The 21,424-nt window shown below is 43.4% G+C and carries 24 protein-coding genes and 1 pseudogene; 16 read left to right on the top strand and 9 right to left on the bottom strand.

Annotated features, from left to right (window positions below):
- A pseudogene (locus DXA13_RS19620) lies at positions 1–1,488 on the bottom strand (hypothetical protein); the annotation flags it as partial.
- Between the two features lie 1,703 nt (positions 1,489–3,191).
- On the opposite strand from DXA13_RS19620, the gene DXA13_RS19615 reads away from it, so the two are divergent.
- From DXA13_RS19615 to DXA13_RS19600, 5 genes are read left to right on the top strand one after another with little or no spacing between them, the layout of a single operon-like run.
- Complete coding sequence (locus tag DXA13_RS19615; protein WP_118246709.1) at positions 3,192–5,060, top strand: TIGR03960 family B12-binding radical SAM protein; 1,869 nt, start codon at positions 3,192–3,194, stop codon at positions 5,058–5,060.
- Entirely contained in the window at positions 5,044–5,778 is a 735-nt protein-coding gene (locus DXA13_RS19610) for a TIGR03936 family radical SAM-associated protein (RefSeq protein WP_118246708.1), read from the top strand. The genes DXA13_RS19615 and DXA13_RS19610 overlap by 17 nt, the downstream gene beginning before the upstream one ends.
- Positions 5,775–7,016: a ribonuclease E/G gene (locus DXA13_RS19605; protein WP_118246707.1), complete on the top strand. Its 1,242-nt coding sequence runs from the start codon at positions 5,775–5,777 to the stop codon at positions 7,014–7,016. Before DXA13_RS19610 ends, DXA13_RS19605 begins: the two co-directional genes overlap by 4 nt.
- Positions 7,013–7,267, top strand: coding sequence for a hypothetical protein (locus tag DXA13_RS21310; RefSeq protein WP_207662191.1), 255 nt, complete (start codon positions 7,013–7,015; stop codon positions 7,265–7,267). Before DXA13_RS19605 ends, DXA13_RS21310 begins: the two co-directional genes overlap by 4 nt.
- The gene (locus tag DXA13_RS19600; RefSeq protein ID WP_207662190.1) at positions 7,264–7,851 is read left to right on the top strand and encodes an alpha/beta hydrolase-fold protein; all 588 of its coding nucleotides are present in this window, start codon (positions 7,264–7,266) and stop codon (positions 7,849–7,851) included. Before DXA13_RS21310 ends, DXA13_RS19600 begins: the two co-directional genes overlap by 4 nt.
- On the opposite strand, the gene DXA13_RS19595 is transcribed toward DXA13_RS19600, so the two are convergent.
- Positions 7,810–8,310, bottom strand: a complete 501-nt coding sequence (locus DXA13_RS19595; RefSeq protein ID WP_147348063.1) for a hypothetical protein — start codon at positions 8,308–8,310, stop codon at positions 7,810–7,812. The two genes, DXA13_RS19600 and DXA13_RS19595, sit on opposite strands and share 42 nt — an antisense overlap.
- A 44-nt stretch (positions 8,311–8,354) precedes the next feature.
- A complete protein-coding gene (locus DXA13_RS19590) occupies positions 8,355–9,152 on the bottom strand; it encodes a DUF2812 domain-containing protein (RefSeq protein ID WP_118246705.1) in 798 nt (265 codons plus the stop codon).
- A 321-nt stretch (positions 9,153–9,473) separates the two neighbouring features.
- On the opposite strand from DXA13_RS19590, the gene rplU reads away from it, so the two are divergent.
- The 8 genes from rplU to rsfS all read left to right on the top strand — a co-directional run bounded on the left by rplU (position 9,474) and on the right by rsfS (position 13,874).
- Positions 9,474–9,782, top strand: coding sequence for a 50S ribosomal protein L21 (rplU, locus tag DXA13_RS19585; RefSeq protein WP_118246704.1), 309 nt, complete (start codon positions 9,474–9,476; stop codon positions 9,780–9,782).
- Positions 9,783–9,790: 8 nt separating this feature from the next.
- Complete coding sequence (locus tag DXA13_RS19580) at positions 9,791–10,120, top strand: ribosomal-processing cysteine protease Prp (protein WP_118246703.1); 330 nt, start codon at positions 9,791–9,793, stop codon at positions 10,118–10,120.
- Between the two features lie 3 nt (positions 10,121–10,123).
- A complete protein-coding gene (gene rpmA / locus DXA13_RS19575) occupies positions 10,124–10,414 on the top strand; it encodes a 50S ribosomal protein L27 (protein ID WP_118246702.1) in 291 nt (96 codons plus the stop codon).
- 166 nt (positions 10,415–10,580) lie between these two features.
- Complete coding sequence (gene obgE / locus DXA13_RS19570; RefSeq protein ID WP_118246701.1) at positions 10,581–11,873, top strand: GTPase ObgE; 1,293 nt, start codon at positions 10,581–10,583, stop codon at positions 11,871–11,873.
- Between the two features lie 10 nt (positions 11,874–11,883).
- A complete protein-coding gene (gene yhbY, locus DXA13_RS19565) occupies positions 11,884–12,180 on the top strand; it encodes a ribosome assembly RNA-binding protein YhbY (protein ID WP_118246700.1) in 297 nt (98 codons plus the stop codon).
- Positions 12,181–12,217: 37 nt separating this feature from the next.
- The gene (nadD, locus tag DXA13_RS19560) at positions 12,218–12,832 is read left to right on the top strand and encodes a nicotinate-nucleotide adenylyltransferase (protein WP_118246699.1); all 615 of its coding nucleotides are present in this window, start codon (positions 12,218–12,220) and stop codon (positions 12,830–12,832) included.
- Between the two features lie 60 nt (positions 12,833–12,892).
- A complete protein-coding gene (gene yqeK / locus DXA13_RS19555; protein ID WP_118246698.1) occupies positions 12,893–13,459 on the top strand; it encodes a bis(5'-nucleosyl)-tetraphosphatase (symmetrical) YqeK in 567 nt (188 codons plus the stop codon).
- Between the two features lie 61 nt (positions 13,460–13,520).
- Entirely contained in the window at positions 13,521–13,874 is a 354-nt protein-coding gene (gene rsfS / locus DXA13_RS19550; RefSeq protein WP_118246697.1) for a ribosome silencing factor, read from the top strand.
- 163 nt (positions 13,875–14,037) lie between these two features.
- On the opposite strand, the gene lexA is transcribed toward rsfS, so the two are convergent.
- Positions 14,038–14,655: a transcriptional repressor LexA gene (gene lexA, locus DXA13_RS19545; protein WP_118246696.1), complete on the bottom strand. Its 618-nt coding sequence runs from the start codon at positions 14,653–14,655 to the stop codon at positions 14,038–14,040.
- A 197-nt stretch (positions 14,656–14,852) separates the two neighbouring features.
- Between lexA and DXA13_RS19540 the strand changes: the two genes are divergently transcribed.
- The 3 genes from DXA13_RS19540 to DXA13_RS19530 all read left to right on the top strand — a co-directional run bounded on the left by DXA13_RS19540 (position 14,853) and on the right by DXA13_RS19530 (position 16,924).
- Complete coding sequence (locus DXA13_RS19540; protein WP_118246695.1) at positions 14,853–15,173, top strand: LysM peptidoglycan-binding domain-containing protein; 321 nt, start codon at positions 14,853–14,855, stop codon at positions 15,171–15,173.
- Positions 15,174–15,440: 267 nt separating this feature from the next.
- Positions 15,441–16,424: a GntR family transcriptional regulator gene (locus DXA13_RS19535; protein ID WP_118246694.1), complete on the top strand. Its 984-nt coding sequence runs from the start codon at positions 15,441–15,443 to the stop codon at positions 16,422–16,424.
- Positions 16,425–16,576: 152 nt separating this feature from the next.
- On the top strand, positions 16,577–16,924 hold the full coding sequence (locus tag DXA13_RS19530; protein ID WP_118246693.1) for a hypothetical protein: 348 nt from the start codon (positions 16,577–16,579) through the stop codon (positions 16,922–16,924).
- A 151-nt stretch (positions 16,925–17,075) separates the two neighbouring features.
- On the opposite strand, the gene DXA13_RS19525 is transcribed toward DXA13_RS19530, so the two are convergent.
- The 5 genes from DXA13_RS19525 to DXA13_RS19505 all read right to left on the bottom strand — a co-directional run bounded on the left by DXA13_RS19525 (position 17,076) and on the right by DXA13_RS19505 (position 21,179).
- On the bottom strand, positions 17,076–17,288 hold the full coding sequence (locus DXA13_RS19525; RefSeq protein WP_118246692.1) for a hypothetical protein: 213 nt from the start codon (positions 17,286–17,288) through the stop codon (positions 17,076–17,078).
- An 86-nt stretch (positions 17,289–17,374) separates the two neighbouring features.
- A complete protein-coding gene (locus tag DXA13_RS19520; RefSeq protein ID WP_118246691.1) occupies positions 17,375–18,439 on the bottom strand; it encodes a tyrosine-type recombinase/integrase in 1,065 nt (354 codons plus the stop codon).
- Between the two features lie 102 nt (positions 18,440–18,541).
- Positions 18,542–19,264: a tRNA 2-thiocytidine biosynthesis TtcA family protein gene (locus tag DXA13_RS19515; RefSeq protein WP_118246690.1), complete on the bottom strand. Its 723-nt coding sequence runs from the start codon at positions 19,262–19,264 to the stop codon at positions 18,542–18,544.
- Positions 19,265–19,804: 540 nt separating this feature from the next.
- A complete protein-coding gene (locus tag DXA13_RS19510; protein ID WP_118246689.1) occupies positions 19,805–20,425 on the bottom strand; it encodes a DUF4317 family protein in 621 nt (206 codons plus the stop codon).
- A 349-nt stretch (positions 20,426–20,774) separates the two neighbouring features.
- A complete protein-coding gene (locus DXA13_RS19505; RefSeq protein ID WP_118246688.1) occupies positions 20,775–21,179 on the bottom strand; it encodes a molecular chaperone Hsp90 in 405 nt (134 codons plus the stop codon).
- Positions 21,180–21,424: the final 245 nt, after the last annotated feature.

The following is a 21,424-nucleotide window of genomic DNA, read 5'->3' as shown; positions in this document are numbered from 1 at the left end:
GCCCACGTTGCCTTGGGCCTTAACCGTGCCGCCGGTGATGATAATGCTGCCGCCTGAGTCTGAGAATCCGCCGCCGATGCCCGCGCCGTAGATGCCTCCGATGATATTCAGAATGCCGTCGCCGTCAATGGTTAGCTTCGACCCATTCGGGACTTGCAGCCCGGCCCTGGCATTCCCGCTTTCCAGGCTGTTTGTGCTGCCAGCGGATAGGATTAAATTAACGGTTGCGCCCGTCATGTCAAAAGCGCCGGTGTCGGAAGTGCGGCTTGTGATGCTTGTTCCATTCAGCGTGATTTTGGCTTTCACGCCGCTCTGTACCGTAATAACAGTCTTTGGATTGTGCCTATCAGCGCCCGTCAGTGTTCCGCTCCATTTGCCGGAGATGGTGTAGGCGCCGTCCTTCGTCAGCAAAAAGCCGCTGCCGTCCGTGTAGGTGATTTCGCCTCCTTCGCTGGCAGCCACCGTCAAGCCGCCCTCTGTTATCGTATGGTTAGTCTCAAACAGGTTTGCACCGCCCAGCGTCACCCTGACGGTTGGAAGCGGATTGCAGGCATAGCCGTCCGGGATTGCCGCCGTGAAGGTGTAGTCCCCTGTCAGCGGCCAATTGCCGTCGGCATCCTGCCTGTATTCGTCACAGCTCCAGCCGGTGATGTCCAGTGTTTCCAGGTTTCCCGTTTCCTCAATCTCCGCGCTGATCTGTGTGGGCAGCATGGAAACCATCGTGTCAAAATCCGCCTGATTGTCCATGCTCACGCCGGGCAGAGCCAGCCCGCCCTCGGTCAGGTTTTCATCGTCCACAAATGTCCAGCCGGTGACGGTTTTTATAAGCGCGTCGTCCGCCGGGGAAGCCGGGACGCACTCGCCTTCATGCCCGTCGGGAAGGGTGCAGCCCTCGGTCAAGGCACAGGGGAGCGGTTCCCCGGTTGGCTTTCCGTTTGGGCTCTCTGCGGGATTTTCCACGGTATCCGCCGAAACCGTCACGGTGATTCGCGGAAGCTTCGCACCGTCCGCAAGAACATAGCCGCCCACGTCGGGCGTGAATACATAGCTGCCTGTCACGCCGCCGTCATAGGCCGGGTCGCTGTCCCAGGTCACGAAGATTTCCGACCTGGTCGTGGTGACGGTCGAAGTGGTTTTTTCGCTGTCCGTTTTATGCCCCGCTTCATTTCCCGTCGTGCTTTTGCCCGCATCGCTGGGACTGGCTGTGGATGCGCCGCCGATTTCTTCCTCAAACTCGTCCTCGTCAGGAATTATCATGTCCTCTGTGACATGGCAGATGTTTGCCTCCACCTTGTCCGGCAGAACCAAATCCTCATAAGCTGTCCCTACGGTCACAGTCTGCTCTGCAACATCGCTGGGAAGCGCAGTAAAGGACGCGATACTCCCGTCCTCCGGCACATAATTCTCCGCCATCGCCACCGCCGGGAGCTGGGTCACTGCCAGCATAACGGACAGGAGCAGCGCCCCGATTCGTTTCTTTTTCATCATCTTAATCCTTCCTCCTTTTCCGTTTGCTCGGCGCATCCGCCTATACCCGGTTCTCTCCGGAAACGGGCAAACAGATGCCTGTACTGCGTCAACCCCTTTAGATATTTATTGTCCGGTTCCGCGAAGATGAACAGATTTGTTCATCTTCCCATAAACGGCGAAATGCGAGCACGTTTTTCAACGCGTTCGCATTCCATATTTGCTTCGATTATAGCATTTCAACAGAAAATTTACAAGAAATATTGCGGTTTATATTGCGGAACCTGCGGAAAACGTGATGGTAAAAACCATGTCTTATAAAAACGTCCGGTGTCTGGCAATACCAGTCTGCCTAAAGAAAAATATTGATATAAAAAATGTATTTGCGTTTAATAGTATTAGAAGAAAAGCGTGCTTTTCTAGTGTGGTAACACTAAAACCCGATATGCTTACTAGCCGGAGGCTGGTCGTTGACATACAACACTAAAATCAGCCATTAAGAGAGGGTATGCAGCACAGTGGTGTTATTATCCTCTCTTTAAATCTGCGCTTCATATCCGGCTGCCTGAAGTAATCAGTACCATGATTAATCTGGAAAATTTCGTTTATAAAGGGGCTGGTTTGACTCAATAAGCAGCACAAAAAATCTGCAGGCGCAAAAAAGTGCTTGTAAATTTCACCAAACTATGCTGGAGATCGAAGATGCGTCCGCAGCAAGCTGTGCGCCGGTCAGTGAATTCGGGAAGTTATTCCACAGTAAGGATGTCCGCGAGCTGACCTTGAGCCAGTATCAGAGATTAAGCGAGCAGTATGCCAGTGGAAGAGTACAATGATAGGAGAAAAGATTATGAAGTTAGTAGACAATCGAAATGGCATTTAAGTATATGATCTTGGAAACGGCTGCCAGGACAAGCGAAATCATCTGTAACAAAATCTCCTTTACTGCTGTCAGAAGGAACGATAAACATATCACGTCTGTATGAAAGAGTAAATATCAACTGTGCAGAAGTAAACTCCACGGGGCAAAAGGAAAGTGGAATTTACTTTTTCATTTCAGGGAAGAAAATTAATACGAGATCGAGGTGGAGTATTCTACATAAATATGATACACTAAGGTTGCTTAATTGTGGATGTTCCATCATGGAGGAGCATTAAAAAAATGAAACAGGGGGGTATTCTTCTGAGGAAGAAGCTTACGAGGCTTACGGAGAACAACCGGTTTTGTTTAAGAAAAAATTAATTCTTCTATAAAAAACAAAACAGTCTTAGTTTGACCTTCGGGAATACCTGATACACTGATACCGCAACATTTACGTACCACGCAGTGATGGTTCAACAAAAAATGTACAATCTTCTTTGGACATCATTCATTGACAGCATGCTTCCCGGGTCGCCTGGGGATAAATGTAATATCGTAGATATCACTGTAGATTTTGATTTCATTACTTCGGTAATTTCCAAGATGGCTGCGCAGATAATTGCTATTGAAATGTAACGGAAAATACCTTATAATTATGCAGAGTATTTGAATGTGTTATATCGTACCAAATAGTTGAAAAAAAGAAATCTGTTGAAAATTTATAAAAACATCATTTTTTTCAGCTGAAAAAGAGGATTTTATGGTGCAAACCAGTACGGTTTTTACCTCTAAAAAGACCTAAAATACCACCTCAGGTGAATAGTAAAAAACTGTGCAATATTAACAAATAAAGAGAGCGTAAAACATGAAAAAATTAGCACTAACTGATGAAATATTGCTATCAATTCAGCAACCTGCCCGCTATATCGGGGGCGAGGTCAACATGGTAAAAAAAGACCCTTCCAAAGTCGATATAAGGTTTGCCATGTGTTTCCCGGACGTTTATGAGATCGGCATGTCACATCTGGGGATGCAGATTCTATACGATATGTTTAACAGAAGAGAGGATGTATACTGTGAAAGAGTGTTTTCCCCATGGACGGATCTGGACAGGATTATGAGGGAAAAGAACATAGCCCTGTTTGCCTTGGAGAGCCAGGACCCGATCCGGTCATTTGATTTTCTGGGAATTACTCTGCAGTATGAAATGTGCTATACAAATATTCTTCAGGTGCTGGAATTGTCCGAAATACCGCTTCATGCCTGTGACAGAACGGAAGAAGACCCGATTGTAATCGGCGGTGGTCCATGCGCCTATAATCCGGAGCCCTTGGCAGACTTTTTTGATATGTTCTATATCGGAGAAGGAGAAACCGTTTATTATCAGCTGATGGACTGCTATAAAGAGAATAAGAGTCTTGGCGGAAGCAGACACGATTTTCTGGAAAAGGCTGCTGAAATTCCAGGTATTTATATCCCCTCTTTTTATGAAGTCTCCTATAAAGAAGACGGTACAATCGAAAGCTTTCATCCGATCAATTCCCACGCAAAGCCAGCGGTCACAAAAGAGCTTGTCGTCAGCATGGATGAGGCCACTTACATCGAAAAGCCGATCGTACCATTTATAAAAATCACTCAGGACAGAGTCGTGCTGGAGATTATGCGCGGCTGCATCCGCGGCTGTCGTTTCTGTCAGGCGGGCTGTGTATACCGTCCGCTGCGTGAACACAGTCTGGATTATCTGAAAGACCATGCATATAAGATGTTAAAGAGCACGGGGCACGAAGAAATTTCACTCAGTTCCTTAAGTTCCAGTGATTATACGAAACTGGAAGGTCTGGTAAATTTCCTGATGGAGGAATTCCATGGAAAGGGAGTCAATATCTCCCTCCCGTCTCTTCGAATTGATGCGTTCTCCCTGGACGTTATGAGTAAGGTTCAGGATGTGAAAAAGAGCAGCCTTACCTTTGCTCCGGAAGCAGGGTCTCAGCGTCTTCGGGATGTCATCAATAAGGGCCTTACAGAAGAAGTGATCCTGAAAGGAGCTGCCGATGCATTCCATGGCGGATGGAACAGGGTAAAACTTTATTTTATGCTTGGCCTGCCAACGGAAACTGTGGAAGATATGGAAGGTATCGCCCTTTTGTCTGAAAAAGTGGCTGAAACCTATTACGATGAAATTCCGAAGGAGGAAAGGCATGGCCGTGTACAGGTAGTGGCCAGTTCCTCATTTTTTGTACCAAAGCCGTTCACGCCGTTCCAGTGGGCAAGGATGTGCACCAAGGAAGAGTTTTTGGAACGTGCAGCTGTAGTAAAACAGAAATTTAAAGAGATGAAAAATTACAAGAGCCTGAAATACAACTGGCATGAAGCAGACCTGACTGTTCTGGAAGGCGTTTTGGCCAGAGGCGACAGAAAAGTCGGACGTGTAGTAGAAGAGGCGTATAAAAACGGCGCTCTTTATGACTCCTGGTCAGAGTCATTCCGCAATGAAATATGGATGAAGGCGTTTGAAACATGTGGACTGTCTGTCGATTTTTATACGACAAGGACACGCAGTCTGGATGAAGTTTTTCCTTGGGACTTCATCGATGCCGGCGTATCGAAAGAATTTTTAAAACGGGAATGGAATGAGGCGGTCGCAGAACATGTAACTCCCAACTGCCGTCAGAAATGTTCCGCCTGCGGGGCCATGAAATTTAAAGGAGGTGTCTGCTTTGAAAATAAGAATTAAGTTCAGAAAACAGGGCACCATGAAATTTATCGGTCATCTGGATGTGATGCGATATTTTCAGAAGGCTATGCGCCGCGCTGATGTGGATATCCGTTACAGTGAGGGATTCAGCCCGCATCAGATTATGTCGTTTGCTTCTCCGCTTGGAGTGGGGCTTACGAGCAATGGCGAATATCTGGATATCGAGGTAAAGAGCTCCGATTCCTCCGCAGAAATGGTAAAAAGGCTCAATGAGGCAATGGTGGACGGATTTGAGATTTTAAGTTTCTGCCTTCTGCCGGATGATGCAAAAAATGCAATGTCTTTCGTAGATTCTGCCGATTATACCATTGGATTCCGGAAAGACCGTGAACCATCTGATCCGGAGGCCTTTTTTAACGGCCTGCTGGCATTTTACGAACAGGATACCATCATTATTACAAAAAAGACAAAAAAAGGAGAGAAGGAGCTGGATATCAAACCGCTCGTCTATGAGCTGTCTGTTGTCAGAGACTCATCTGATCAAAGGGCGCCTTTGAACTTTGTTGAATTGGGAAGGCCGCTTATCTTTATGAAGGTTTCTGCAGGAAGTGCAGATAACCTGAAACCGGAATTATTTCTTCAGGCATACTGCGAAAAAACAGGATACGAATATACACCGTTTACATTTGAAATACAGAGAGAAGAGGTGTATGGTCCTGACGGCAGGCCTCTGGATTCTTATGGGGAAGAATTATGAACAAGCTGATTATTACGGAATTGGACGACAAAATTCTGACTGCCTGGCTGGCAGGAGGAAGGGTGATTCAGCTCTCGGCTGAAGAAAAAGAGGGCGCTTCCATTCTTAATCATATTTATATCGGAAAAGTAAAGAATATAGTTAAAAATATTGGAGCCGCCTTCGTGGAATTCGAAGGCGGCAAAATTGGTTATTACAGCCTTACGGAAAACAGAATCCACCTGTTTGCTGACGGCAGAAACAGCTGCAAAAATGCAGAGGTGTCCCGGGTGAAAGTTGACGATGAAATTATCGTTCAGGTAGCCCGGGACAGTGTAAAAACGAAAGCCCCTGTTCTCTCATCCAATCTTAATTTTACAGGACGGTACTGCGTTCTCACAGCAGGCAGGGATATTATTGGATTTTCTGCAAAAATTACGGATTCCGGGTGGAAGGCCGCCGTAAAACCAGAAATTGAAAAGATGCAGGAGGAAGAAATTCTGGGGGCTTCGGAACGCTTCGGAGTCATCGTTAGAACAAATGCATATGACGCAGGAGAAGAGGCTTTGCTGGAAGAGCTGGCCGAATTAAAGCGCCAGTACGAAGAGCTTCTGGCGGGAGCCAGATACCGGACATGTTATACACGCCTTGACAGCAGCTATCCGGCTTATGCAGCTGCACTGAGAGATTCCTATGCAGGTGAAATAGGTGAAATTATTACGGACAACAGGACTGTGTATGAGACTTTAAAGGAATACTTAAGCCAAAACCAGAAGGACGATCTGGACAAATTGAAATTTTACGAAGATGATCTGCTGCCTCTTGGCAAGCTCTACAGCCTGGAGAGCGCTTTGGAAAAAGCACTTTCTCCCAGGGTATGGCTGAAATCGGGCGGCTATCTTGTGATCGAGCCGACGGAAGCCTTGACGGTTATCGATGTCAATACGGGCAAGTACGCCGGAAAAAAAACTCCGGAAGAAACGATTTTTAAGATCAATATGGAGGCTGCTGAGGAGATTGCCCGCCAGACGAGACTGAGAAATCTGTCCGGGATTATTATTGTAGATTTCATCGATATGAACGAAGAAAAACAGAGAGAAGAGCTGATGAAATTTTTGAGAGATTTGTGTCGCAGGGATCATGTAAAAACCACGGTAGTTGATATCACGCCTCTGAATCTGGTTGAAATCACTAGAAAGAAGGTCAAACGGCCGCTGTATGAGCAGGTTCGGAAGAAAGCTGGTGAAGGATTGTCATGATTCTGAGAGGAACGATACCGTCTGCTGTCCTCGGTATGGATACGGGGATTACTGTTATAACTCCCGGAACCTACCATTTAGAAGAGGTAAGGGAGGGAGCGGACAGGCCGTATAAAACCGCTTATCTGCTCCATGGCCTTTATGGAAATCACGGCAGCTGGGCGGATAACACCATGCTTCCGGTCTATGCGAATGATTATCATGTGATATTTATCATGCCGGAGGCGCCCGCAGCTTTTATACAGATATGACATACGGGCTGAATTATTTCACTTATATTTCGGAAGAACTTCCTGCCGCATGCCGCCGTATCTTTCATATATCTTCGGATCGAAACGATACCTTTATGATCGGCGGTTCCATGGGAGGATATGGAGCTCTGAAGTGTTCCTTATCCCGTCCGGATATATTCGGACACTGCCTGGCTTTATCCAGCGCAGGATTATTTCTGAAGGAAGATCTTTTCAGGATGAGAGGTGAACGTTTCAGCCAAAGCAGTCTGAACGAAAACGGAGGCGACGCACGCCTTTTACAGGATATGAAGGCGGCATTCGGAGAAAAATTGGAATGTAGAGAGGAAGATGATCTTCTGACGCTGCTTGGCCGCAGGCTGGAAGAAAAACGGAAACTTCCCGACATCCGAATGATCTGCGGAACACAGGACCCATATCTGGAGGAAAACAGGCGTTTTTCCGGTGAACTGAAAAAGAGAGTCGGAAAAACCATTTTTTATAAGGAAATTCCTGGCTCTCATGATTGGTATTACTTTAATGAAGCTTTAAAAACAGGACTTTCAGACTGTTTCCGACAAAAGATCGAGCTGTCCGGCGGCTGATTCAACGAAAGAATCAGGCACCGTCCCATAAATAGTTGTATAAAGGTAGATTGAATTCGTACGGAACATGAATACGGTTACAGTCGATGGACTGTCGTATTCATTGTTCCTCTTTGTTTTTCTGCACAGTATATGGATATTGCCGTTACCGTCCAGGTCGATGGTTTCATTTTGTCCATCCCAATACCGGTCCAGAACTGCAAGCTTCTTTTTTTCCATCTGATCAACCAGATATGGCAAGGGACTGCTGTAATATTCCAGGACGATTTCACTGTCTTCCGACTGTTCCACCGCAGTCTTGTAAGAAGCCAGAAATGTACTTTCATTCTTATATCCGCCATCTTCCTGAATCTGGTCATATCCCAGAGTCTTAAAGGAAACAGGAATGGGATCCGCAGTCTTTGATTCAGAAGCGGTCCACGATGAAAATCCCAGTTTCCGGCTGATGTTGGTCGTCATTATATTGATGCAGCTGATAAAGAAAACAGAAAATATGAAGTATTTCACAGCCTTCGTAAATCTGGATTCATCGGACTTCTGAAAGATTCTGAATATAGCATGGCAATGGCTATTCCAAGTATGGATGCTGCTATCATGAAAAATGTCATGGGCTGCAGATTACCCGACAGAAAAACGAGAAGCGCGGCCACGAATCCGATATTGTTTACGAGGTTCATCCTTCTGAGTGTAGACAACTTTCTGTATTTGATCTCTGTTCCACGTTTCAGCTTTTTTTTGACGGACAGGTAAAGGAAAAAGGCAAGACATGCTTCGGTAAAGAAAAAGCATATGGCATATAGCAGAAGAGGAATTACCGACAAACTCTGTACAGATGAAAACGTATATGGTGATTTTGCCAGCAGTACCAGATCAAAGAGAAACAGGGCCGTCAGCATCAGATTAGATGGAAACGCCGAATACAACGCTCGTTTGCCGAGTGCATTGTAAAACTGATCCTCATATATTCCGACCGTCGGAGGGATGGCTGCCGTGTCTTCCGAACAAAAAATCATACGTATGTTGTCGGCACAGAGAAATGTCCACCCGTTTTCCTCAAATTCTCTGCGTAGTTCAGGAGAGCCGCCGCCGTCCGCACTGTCGAAGATGGAGCTATTGCTCAAAAGTATGACGCAAAACCTGCATTTTTTCGGCTCTCCCGACCGGAAACGGTATGTATTCATCATTCCTCCATATTCGGGATACCATCCTTTCGCTGCCATTTCTTCCATATATGTTTCAAAAGCTCTGACTTCGTACTCAGGGATATAGATCCAACAGTGTTTTTTTGCTTTTTTTCTCATTAGAAATCCCTCCTTTCTGGAAAGAATTACCTGGGTTCTTATCTTTAGTATACGGCTTGTGGAAACAGAGGGTCAATATGGTTTCACTTACAGAATTATTACAATTATCTGTCGCCCTTTTTTTCTGTTTCATGACGCAGAAATAGAAGAACAAAAGAGAGGAAAGTCGTATTTTATTATAAAATCAGGGAAAGAAACTGGTTGACATCCTTTGAAAGTGATGATATATTATATTGGTATGCCGCACAATGAGGTTGACAAGTTCTGGAATTATTTTTCCGGACACCACAGTTGGCGAGTAATGATAATAGGAGGTGCCATATGTACGCGATTATTGCAACTGGCGGAAAGCAGTACAAAGTGTCTGAAGGCGATATCATTAAGGTAGAAAAACTTGGTGTTGATGCTGGCGAATCAGTAACATTTGACCAGGTACTGGCCGTAAACAACGGCGAATTAGCAGTTGGCTGCCCTACTGTAGAAGGTGCAACAGTTACAGCTTCTGTAGTTAAGGAAGGCAAAGCAAAAAAAGTTATCGTTTACAAGTATAAGAGGAAATCTGGATACCATAAGAAAAATGGTCACAGACAGCTCTATACACAGGTTAAGATCGAAAAGATCAACGCTTAATTGAGGTTATGATTCAGGTAACTATATTAAGAGATTCTGAGAATATATATCGGGGTATTGAGTTGAACGGGCATGCCGGTTACGACGAGGAAGGACATGATATCGTTTGTGCAGCAGTGTCGGCGCTGACAATTAATGCAGTCAATTCCGTAGAAGCATTCACCGATGACGTTTTTTCAGGGGAAGCGGCGGAAGACGGAGGTTTTCTTACATTTCGCCTGACGGAACATGTAAGCACAGGATCAAAGCTTCTTATGGATTCCCTGGTGCTGGGTCTTCAGAATATCAGAGATGAGTATGGAGCACAATATATTAATATTCGGTTTAAGGAGGTGTAAGTGATGTTAAGAATGAACCTTCAGTTATTCGCTCATAAAAAGGGAGTTGGTTCTACCAAGAACGGTAGAGATTCCGAGTCCAAGCGTTTAGGCGCAAAGAGAGCTGATGGACAGTTCGTACTTGCTGGCAATATTTTATACAGACAGCGCGGAACAAAGATTCATCCAGGTCTTAATGTTGGCCGCGGCGGTGACGATACATTATTCGCAACCGTTGACGGTGTTGTAAGATTCGAAAGAAAGGGCAGAGACAAAAAGCAGGTTTCTGTTTATCCAAGAACAATCAACGAATAATCCTGATGGCTTCATACCAAACCGTATGAAGCCATTTTTCAAATCCGAATGATAGTGCCCGCGTATGATGAGCGCTTCGTGAGGTCCTTTCGAAATTCAGTGCGAATGGGATATATCGTTTATAAGCTTATCTTAGATAAGCAGACAGAAAGGTAATGGTGAGCAGATGTTTGCCGATAGAGCAAAAATTTTTATCAAATCTGGAAAAGGCGGAGACGGCCATGTAAGCTTCCGCAGAGAATTGTACGTACCAGCAGGCGGTCCTGACGGCGGAAACGGCGGCAAGGGCGGAGATATTATATTTGAAGTCGACGATGGATTAAACACACTGACGGATTTCCGTCATGTTCGTAAATATATAGCTAAAGATGGAGAACAGGGAGGGAAGCGCAGGTGTGCAGGCGCAGGCGCGGAAGACCTGGTCATAAAAGTACCGGAAGGAACGGTTATAAAGGAATTTGAGTCGGGCAAAGTCATAGCTGATATGTCCGGTGAACATAAAAGAGAAGTGATCCTCAAGGGCGGAAAAGGCGGAATGGGCAACATGAACTATGCCACTTCTACCATGCAGGCTCCGAAATATGCTCAGCCCGGACAGCCGGGGCAGGAACTTTGGGTGCAGCTGGAGTTGAAGGTGATTGCTGATGTAGGACTGGTCGGTTTCCCTAATGTAGGAAAATCAACCCTTCTCTCAAGAGTGAGTAATGCCCGTCCGAAAGTAGCGAACTATCATTTTACCACACTGAATCCCCACCTTGGAGTGGTAGACCTGGACGGGGGAGCAGGTTTTGTAATGGCTGATATTCCCGGACTGATTGAAGGCGCATCTCAGGGCGTTGGTCTCGGTTTTGATTTCCTGAGGCACATTGAACGTACAAAAGTTTTAATCCATGTAGTAGACGCCGCTTCTACAGAGGGAAGGGATCCCGTTGCGGATATACGTGCAATTAATGGGGAATTGGAAAATTACAATCCGGAGCTGATGAAACGGCCGCAGGTAATTGCAGCGAATAAGATTGATGCAATCTATCATGGTGACGGTGAAGAAGATCCTGTAGAACGCCTGAAAAAGGAATTCGAACCGGAGGGGATTCCGGTATATGCGATCTCCGGCGTAACGGGGCAGGGGATAAAGGAACTCCTTTATGGAGTCTATGAAAAACTGAAAACCCTGGACCGAGCTCCTGTTATTTTCGAAAAGGAATTTGATACAGATGCACTTAGAGATGTGGAAAACCTGCCATATACGGTAGAAAAATCGGATGACGGAATTTTCGTCGTCGAAGGACCGAGAATTGAAAAAATGCTGGGATATACAAATCTGGAATCTGAAAAGGGATTTGTATTCTTCCAGAACTTCCTGAAAGAAAACGGCATACTGGAAGAGCTGGAACAGGCCGGAATCTCAGAAGGCGATACGGTGCGCATGTACGGTCTGGAGTTTGATTATTACAAATAAGGAGAAAGAAATGACGAGTAAGCAGAGATCATATTTGAAAGGGCTGGCAATGACGATGGAGCCGATCTTCCAGATTGGAAAAAGCAGTGTCACTCCGGAGATTACCGCCGCTGTAGCGGAGGCTCTGGAAGCCCGTGAACTGATTAAAATAAACGTTCTGAAGAACTGTATGGACGATGAAAAATCGATTGCACAGGTTCTTGCTGAGAGAACTCATTCGGAAGTTGTACAGGTAATCGGAAAGAAAATTGTTCTGTATAAGCCTGCAAAGGAAGAGAAGAAACGGAAAATTGATCTTCCGAAATAAGTAAGGAACGGTTATTCTGCAGGCGGAGGAATTTGCCATGGGAAGAATTGGAATCATGGGCGGGACATTTGACCCAATTCACAACGGTCATATATTAATTGGAAAACAGGCGTATGAGGAGTATCATCTGGATGAAATATGGTTTATGCCGTCCGGACAGCCTCCTCATAAAAAAGATCATATTGTCACAGATTCAAAGATCCGCTGCGAAATGACCAAACTGGCCATAGCGGAATATCCGTATTTCGTATTTTCTGATTTTGAAGTAGAACGGAAAGGGAACACCTATACGGCCAAGACATTGAAGCTGCTCACGGAAGCCCATCCGGAACACACCTTTTACTTTATCATTGGTGCGGACTCTCTGTTTCAGATTGAGACATGGTATCATCCCCATGAAGTCATGGCTCTGGCAGTAATCATGGTAGCTGGGCGCGATTATAAAAATGCAAGGCGAACGATGGACGAGCAGATTCAGTATCTCTCAGAGAACTATAAGGCCAGAATTCTGCGCCTCCACTCCACGGAAATCGATATCGCTTCCGCCCAGATTCGCATGATGGCAGCAAGAGGGATCCCTCTGGATCCTTATGTTCCCCAAAAAGTTCTCCGGTATATTAAAGACCGCTGTCTTTACCAGAATTATATGTAACTGCCGAAAACGGTTTTGGTACGAGCAGACAATGCATTATCTATATAAGGAGGAGCTGACATGAACGATCAGGTACTGCTTTTCAGAGAAAGACTTCAGCAGAAACTGGATCCAATGCGGTATGAGCATTCCATAGGGGTATCGTATACGGCAATGGCTCTGGCCATGCGATATGGCTGCAGTCTGGAAAAGGCGGAAATCGCCGGCCTTCTTCATGACTGTGCAAAACATTTCGATGATTCAGAGATCATACGCAAGTGCAGAAAACATAAAATTGAACTGACAGAAGATGAATTGAATGCACCGGCTGTCCTACATGCCAAGTATGGCGCCTGGCTGGCAGAATGGCGTTACGGGATTGACGATCAGGAAATCATCTCGGCAATCCGCTGGCATACGACGGGCAGGGCAAATATGACGCTGCTTGACAAAATTATATATATCGCAGACTATATCGAGCCAAGGCGGTACAAGGCAGCAGACCTGCCGGAAATGCGGCAGCTGGCATTCATCGATCTGGATGAAACGATGTTTCGCATTCTGGATGGTACACTGAACTATCTAGGAACCAAAAATGTAAGTGTAGATTCTATGACACGAGAAGCATTTGAGTATTACAAAAAATAGTTGCCCACATGGAACGTGGGGACCAGACAGAAATTCCCTGAAAGGAGAATATACAAAATTTATGACAGATTTAAAGGAAATGGTAAAAATGGCAGTGTCCGCTCTTGAAGAAAAAAAGGGCGAGGATGTAAAGGTAATTGATATCCATGAGGTATCGGTTCTGGCTGACTATTTCATTATTGCGGATGGAAGCAATGGCAATCAGGTCCAGTCCATGGCCGATAATGTTGAGGAAGTTCTGGGAAAGGCCGGCTATACCTGCCGCCAGATCGAAGGATATAACACGGCTAACTGGATTCTTATGGATTACGGTGATATTATCGTCCACATATTCTGCAGAGAAGATCGATTGTTCTATGATCTGGAACGAATCTGGAGAGATGGAAAGACAATTGTGGATGTTAAAGAGTTATAGAAAACGAAAGAATTGACTGATCAAAGAAAAACTATGTAGAAGTATCGCTTCTGGCATGAATCATTTTGATTTTATGCCAGAAGCGATGCTTCTTTTTATTGGTATATATAATCGCGGGTGCAGTTGACATAATTATTTTATGTCAACTGCACCCGCTGCTCGTTTACTGAAGTATCCGGAATACGCCGATTACCTTACCAAGTATCGATACCTCATTTACAATAATAGGATCCATGGTATCATTTTCCGGCTGCAGACGGTAATAACCATTTTCACGATAATACGTCTTGACCGTGGAAGAATCATCCAGAAGAGCTACTACGATTTCGCCGTTTTCTGCTGTATTCTGCATGCGGACGATAATTCTGTCGCCGTCCAGTATACCGGCATTAATCATACTTTCCCCCTTTACCTTCAGAATGAATACATCTGCGTTCGGGAGCATGGCAACGGGGATTGGAAAATAGTCTTCAATATTTTCTGTTGCTAAAATCGGTTGGCCTGCAGCTACGGTACCCACCATAGGCACATTCACGACTTCACGTCTGGAGAGATTAAATTCATCATCAATTATTTCAATCGTTCTCGGCTTTGTAGGATCCCGGCGTATGTAACCGTTCTTTTCCAGCGTCTCCAAATGGGAATGAACGGAGGAGGTGGACTTTAAATGAACTGCTTCACAAATTTCACGCACTGCCGGCGGATAACCTTTCTTTAAAACGGTTTCTTTAATATATTCTAAAATTTCCTGTTGTTTTGCTGTAATTCGGCCTTGTGCCATATGAAAACCTCCTCGAACCTCTATTCTGATTATGTAATATATAGTAACATATGTTCCGAAAAAATGCAAACCTTTGTTCGAAAATTATCGAAAACGGTCTTGACAAACGTGTGTTCTGATTTTATAATAGAATTACAAAAAAGAACATGTGTTCCGATAACATGTTCTATCTATCATAGAGAGGAGAAACGAGAATTATGAAGAGGTTATTATGGCTGCTTACAGTTATTACAATCACAAGCTCTGTATTCTTCGGTCATTCCATTTTTAATGCGATGGCAGGAGAGGAGCAGGGCCGTTTTTCCCGATATTACAAAAGCATACAGATTAAAGATGGAGACAGCCTTTGGAGCATTGCAGGTGAATATAGGGAGAACAGCCGTATGAGTACGGACGAATATGTAGACGAACTGCGTTCTATGAATCGGTTAAAAAATGATACAATCCATACAGGGCAGTATCTGACTGTCGTATATTTTGAAGACAGCAGAGCCAGTCATGATATTAGCACAGAATGAATGATTCCTACATGATTTATTTTGTAATCCGATGTAAAATCATGGAGATCATACAATTCTGTTGACAATATAATATGATAAAACGTGGCCGCTTATTTTTCTCAGATAGGCGGTCCTTCATTATTATTATTGTTATTTGCAGGGCAGTATTTGCGGAAGAACCATAATTAGAAAGTGTTTTTTTAATAACCGCCCCTGAGATCTGAATATTTTTATGGAATTTTTCTGTTAATCAAGGTATAATAAATCCGATGAAAGGAGGCCAAAATGTCTCAATTAAACAGTCACCAACAGATGATTTACCGAAACCTTGCTAACAAAATTCAATTGGGCTTTTTTCAGGACGGCGATCGATTTCCCTCTGCGCAAGAAATTGCCGACTGGCATAGGGTTTCCTATTGTCCTGTGCAAAGAGCTCTCAAAGATCTCGAAAAAGATGGGTTTATAAGGCTCTGCCGCGGAAAAGAGACAGTTATACTGGCTAAACCATATGAAGATTATCTGAACAGTACTGATTTTAAGCAGCGTATCAGCACTCTGGCCGATTTGAGTACGGCGATCCGACTGATTTCTCCGTCCCTTTGTATGCAAGGTCTTCATCATATAAAAGAAGAGGGAGATATACTGCACCTGACAGATGGCAGAAATCATATATATTATGAGAAAAGATTACATTATTTGTTTGACAAGTCGATTCGCGGACTTGGAAACCAGATCGCATTAAGCCTTTTTTCGGATTTTGGCACCTTAATCGGAAGTGCCTACAATGATATTTTATATAAACAGCATGGTGATGAGAACGCAAGTACCCTTTTGAAATACCTAAACGAACTGTTTCTGCAGAGTTTGAAAGAATGCCAGAAGAAGAATTATACAAATGGGAAACAGATTTTGAAAAAAATGGAGCAGCTGTTTTTCTGTGAGATCGATCGATATCTGAATGAATCTTGCCAGATGATAACCGATATTCGTCAGAATGAGTTTTCCTGGGGGCCTCACAAAGGCCGTACAAAATACTGTGATATTATCGCGGTCGATATGATCTGTAAGATTAATCAGGAAATTTATCCTGTTGGCGAACTTTTGCCAAATGGGGTTATTTTAGCTGATATATACCACGTTTCTGAGATTACCATACGCCGTATGATAGGATTACTGAATAAATTAGGAATTGTAAGGACATACAACGGAATCGGAACGCGTGTAGTCTGCCGCGGAGATGATTCAATCCTATACAGCTCGAGAGCCTAAACATCGGCAGTAATTTAAAAACATTTCTGGAAGCACTTCAGCTTCTGGCGTTTACATGTGAAGACGTGCTGCAGTATACGCTTTTACAATGTCCTCATGAGACACGAAATGCAATTATAAATGCTTTATCCAAAAACGACCAGAAGGCTTCCATGGTGGCAACAATCAGCGTATGCCTTCAGATCATTGTCCGTTATTGCCCGCTGAAAACCATACGTGATGTTTACAGCAAAATAACCCTTTTACTATTAAACGGAAGCGTACTGCGCCTTTCGGAGACCGGTGATATGGAAGTCCCGGAATGGCCGTCCATGTCAAAGGCACTTTCAGAAAGTCTTATTCGAAGAGACGACGAGGCTTTTTCCGCAGAATTCCGCAGAATGACGGAGATGCACTTTGTCATTACAAAGCAGAAGCTGTTGGAAATAGGCATTGAAGGGATCGAAACCATTGTAGATCCTGTTAAGCAGGAAGACCAGAAAGTAAACAGTAAAGAATAATGCTAAATTTGTAATTATATTGGAATTGATGATTACATTCGGAATCCCTTTCCTGCTTTTAATAATCCCTTCATGAGGAATAAAGCAAAGGCGGGAAATGCTTTCCCGCCACAGACTTACGATTTATAGAATTTTTAATCCAGTCTATTCATCATCTAAGATCATTGCCACCTGTTTTATAATCCTCCCTAGCCCAGTTGGGGGCATTAATAGGGCCAGCTTTCGCATTGCCGTTTTTGGCTGCGCCCTGAATTTCAGGAACCTGAGCCTGTTCGTTCTTCGGCCGATGCATTTTCTGATGATTTTCGGTTCCGTGATTGTCCGGGTCATAAGGACTTGGCCGTCTCATTCCTGCTTTTGCCATAAGCTGTTACCTCCTTTGTCTGGTAATAGTTTTTGTACCGCTGGCTAAAGTATGCAGGAAGAAGGTGGAAGAGCTAGTTAGATGAATTAGTCAAAGATATCCTTTTCTCTTAAAACGACTTTATTTCTTGCGCTCCTTCTCCGTTCATCTTCCAGAGCAGCGTAATGCTTTTTTGTTGTATTAACATCCGAATGGCCAAGTACATCAGCCACTAGATAGATATCACCCGTTTCGCGATAAAGATTTGTACCATAAGTACTCCTCAGTTTATGAGGAGTTATTTTTTTTAAAGGGCTGATTATTTTTGCATACTTTTTAACAAGATTTTCGACACTGCGCACAGCCATTCGTTTCCTTTGAAGAGAGAGGAAAAGGGCATCTTCATGGCCTTCTTCCGGAACTATATGTTTCCGCTCATCCAGATAATCGAGCAGCGCATTCTCAACTTCATCCCCGAAATAGACCGTCACCTCTTTTCCACCTTTTCTATGGATTCGTATACCGCCATTTTTAAAATCAATATCGGATATATCAAGCCCAACACACTCAGACACCCGGATTCCCGTACCGAGCAGGAGAGTAAGAAGTGCCAGATCACGGATTTTTGTTTTATCATGAAAACTCTTTTGCTTTTTTGTCAGTGCCTCACCCTGTTCAACCTCATCCAGCAGCAAAGCAACCTCGTCTACATCCAGCCGAATAATTTCTTTTTCGTGGAGTTTGGGAAGCTGTACCAGCGCAGCTGGATTATTTCTTATTTTTTCATTTCTGTAAAAATAATTATAAAAACTTTTGAGAGAAGAGATTTTTCTCATAATACCGCGTTCTTTATTGATTACTTCCTGATTTCTTTCGTTGAAACGGTATTTTAGGTACTCCATATATTCTTCCAGATCAGTAACCGTAAGATTGTCCAGATGATCCAGCGTAATTTCAGATATATCCAGCTTAGAAAGCTGGGGATTTTCCCTTTTCAGGAAATCGAAAAAAACTCCAAGATCATATGCATAAGCGATTCTTGTACGGGAAGAGGTTCTTTGTTCGATTCCACGAAAGAAATCAGAGCAGAAGAGTGGGAGCGCTTTGATCATATTACGAAGTTTTTTGATATTTTTGACATCTTCCTGTTCATGATAGGGTAATTGACTCATAACGATAAAACTCCTTTTTTCAAAGACTTTTTGACCATATTTTGACTATATTTCATACAAATTAATATAATACAACATTTAAATTCCTATGAGACATTCAGATCAGATATTTTGAGGCCATCCTTGAATATTTCCATCGACAATAGCGTGAAAAAGTCTGCTTTTAACACCTGGATTTTCACGCTCTAACTGTTTTGTTAATTCTTTCACATATTCCCGCTTTGTTCGGCCATCCATTGGACATGGATTTTTGCATACCGGAAGATGATATTTATGCTGAAAACCGATTACATCCGCTTCCGGTATAAATATCATCGGACGGATTACTGTCAAATCCATACGGTCCAAATATGTATTTGGAGAAAATGAATGAAATCGCCCTTCGTAAATCAATGACATCAGCATAGTTTCGATCAGGTCTTCACGGTGATGAGCGTAGGCAATCTTGTTGCAGCCTAGTTTTTTGGCCTGTTCATTTAACGCGCCCTTACGCATTTTCGCACACAGGGAACAAGGATTTGATTCTTTTCTGGTCTCAAAGAGAATTTTACCTATCTCTGTGGGTATTATTACATAAGGGACAGAAAGTTCGTTACAGAGCGTTTTAACAGGGTCTAAAGCCATATTTCCCAGGCCCAGATCTACAGTAATCGCTGTGAGCGTATATTTCTTAGGATAGAACCGCATAAGACCATGAAGAGCGTAGAGAAGTGTCAGGCTGTCCTTGCCGCCTGAAATACCGACAGCGATATGATCGCCGTCCTTAATCATTTGATATTTATCGACAGCCTGACGAGTCAAGCTCATTAAACGTTGTAAATCCATAATAAATAACCTTTCTGGCATAATATTTTTATTTAGGCTTAGAGTATCTTCATATTCCGTATTAAAAGAGCAGCAATACGAAACAGTTAACAAAAAAGAGCACATGAAACGGCACGAATGATGGAAAGCCGGATCATATGAACTAAATTCAATATAATTCGATTTCTGACTTAACTATTCGTTAAACTATTCTTTCGCGAATAGTTATATGTATAATCCTGTATCCTCTCCCTGACTGATATCTTATCATAATCCATATTTTTTGGAAAGAAAAAATTAGGGGGTGAATTTTTGCGTAAGTATTCGAAATGTCTTACTGCTCTTTGCTTTTCAGTCACTTTAAGAAGATAAATCTTTTGTTGACTGTAAGTTAAAAAAGCCCCCAAATTAGGGGCTTTGGATTCGTTTACGTTTGGTAGTATGTTTTTGGTATGTTTTTGGTATGTTTTTGGTATGTTTTTGCGCTTCCAGGACTGCAATTAGTGTATCCTGTCCATCTTGAAGTTGTTTGGATTGATTCTAGGAAAAAAACATACATGATCATATACCCAGGATATTCATGATCTCTTTATGCGGTCTGTTTATATCCGCCTGATATACAGCAATGTGATTCAGATCCCCGCTCCTGTCTGTAAAGGCAGGAAATAAAAAACCACACTCTGGATTTCCAGGTTCATACTCTCCGGTCAGCGGACACACTGCACAAATGATATATTCAAACACTTCTTCGGAATCCCACAGCCTTTCCCCGTCAGACGTTTTAACCGGGATATCATAACGGTCGTGAAATATCAGGATCGCATACTCTTTATGAGCATGATATGTTTCCATGACAACATCATAAAATGTATCCATCAGGGCGTCGTTTTTCAAACCGCACTCTTTCATTGCCATAAGAAGCTGCCACATGCTTCCAGGTTTCCGCGCGTTCTGATCAAATTCATATTTTACTAAATTGACATTTGTGTTGGAAAAAGGGATTTCCTTTGCCAGTTTCAGATTTCTTGTTCTCTCCGCTGCCGATAACTTCAGGAAATTAGTATTAAAGCTCCCGTCAAAATCCCCATCTTTGTCCACATAGCATCCGGCCATCCGTGTAAAGGATGTTCGGGCAACGGTCATCCGCCTTGTCAGCTCCAGCATGTCTTCTCTGTTTATCATTGTCAGTCGATTCCTTTTCTGTTATTAATTATTAATCAGATTTATACACATTATTTTACAATATGAAGTCTTAATTTTCAACTGCTGGCTGCGAAGACCATCTTATTATTTTCCTAATGTTACTCACTTCTCTGTTACTGTTCTCATTACCTTTTACTCCTTTATTTGTCTGATTTGGAAAATCAAAAAGCAAGGTGCTTAGCTTTTACTTCACACCTTGCCATGAAATTTTCCATATGACAAATAAACTTCTAGCATTTAAATTTCTAGTATTTACATCTTGCTTTCTGTTATTTTCTGTTCTTTTCCTTTCCCGCAGTGCCCGATCTTCTCCGTTCGCCTTCTTTTCTTATTTGAGAATTTCGGCCTTCTTATTAAGAATCGCCTCTACGGCTGCACAAGCTGGACAGTCACAGTATTTTGCCCCGGCCGCTTTGATTTCTTTTGCATGACAGTCACAGTATTTTGCCCCGGCCGCTTTGATTTCTTTTGCATGAGCAGCAACATTCTTGGCCGTCTCAGCCCCAAAAACATGACTTCCGGCATCGGATTCTGCAAAAGCGATTAAACTGTCAATCGGCATAATATCCGCTTCCAGCTCAGCTATGTATTTTTTCGTTTCTTCCGCTTCCCCTGCAGTTCCAACCGCATCCAGCCAGGCCTGTGCTGCAGCTTTTGCTTCACTGCTGCATGTTGCTGCATTCATCATCTCGTTTGTCTTCTCTACTACATAATCCAATACTTCTTTCTCCATAAACGCATTCCTTCTTTCTTCTGGAATTTACCAATGTAACTACATTTTACCATATTTATACTGCGTTTGCAAATCATTCAGGAGCATTACAGCGTTTCCCTAAAATGAAATTTTAAATTCCGCTCCCATATTCCCCAGTGGAATTTACTTTCGCACAGTTGATATTTACTCTTTCATATATTAGTGATACGGTTATGTCTCCTTCTGACAGCAGTAGAAGGACATTTTATGAGCAACTATATTCC

Origin of the sequence: Clostridium sp. AM58-1XD, from assembly GCF_003464085.1 — a bacterium.
In the GTDB taxonomy this organism is placed as follows: Bacteria; Bacillota; Clostridia; order Lachnospirales; family Lachnospiraceae; genus Lachnoclostridium_A.
Note: the sequence above shows the minus strand (reverse complement) of the source record. Positions and strands in the feature narration are given on the sequence as shown.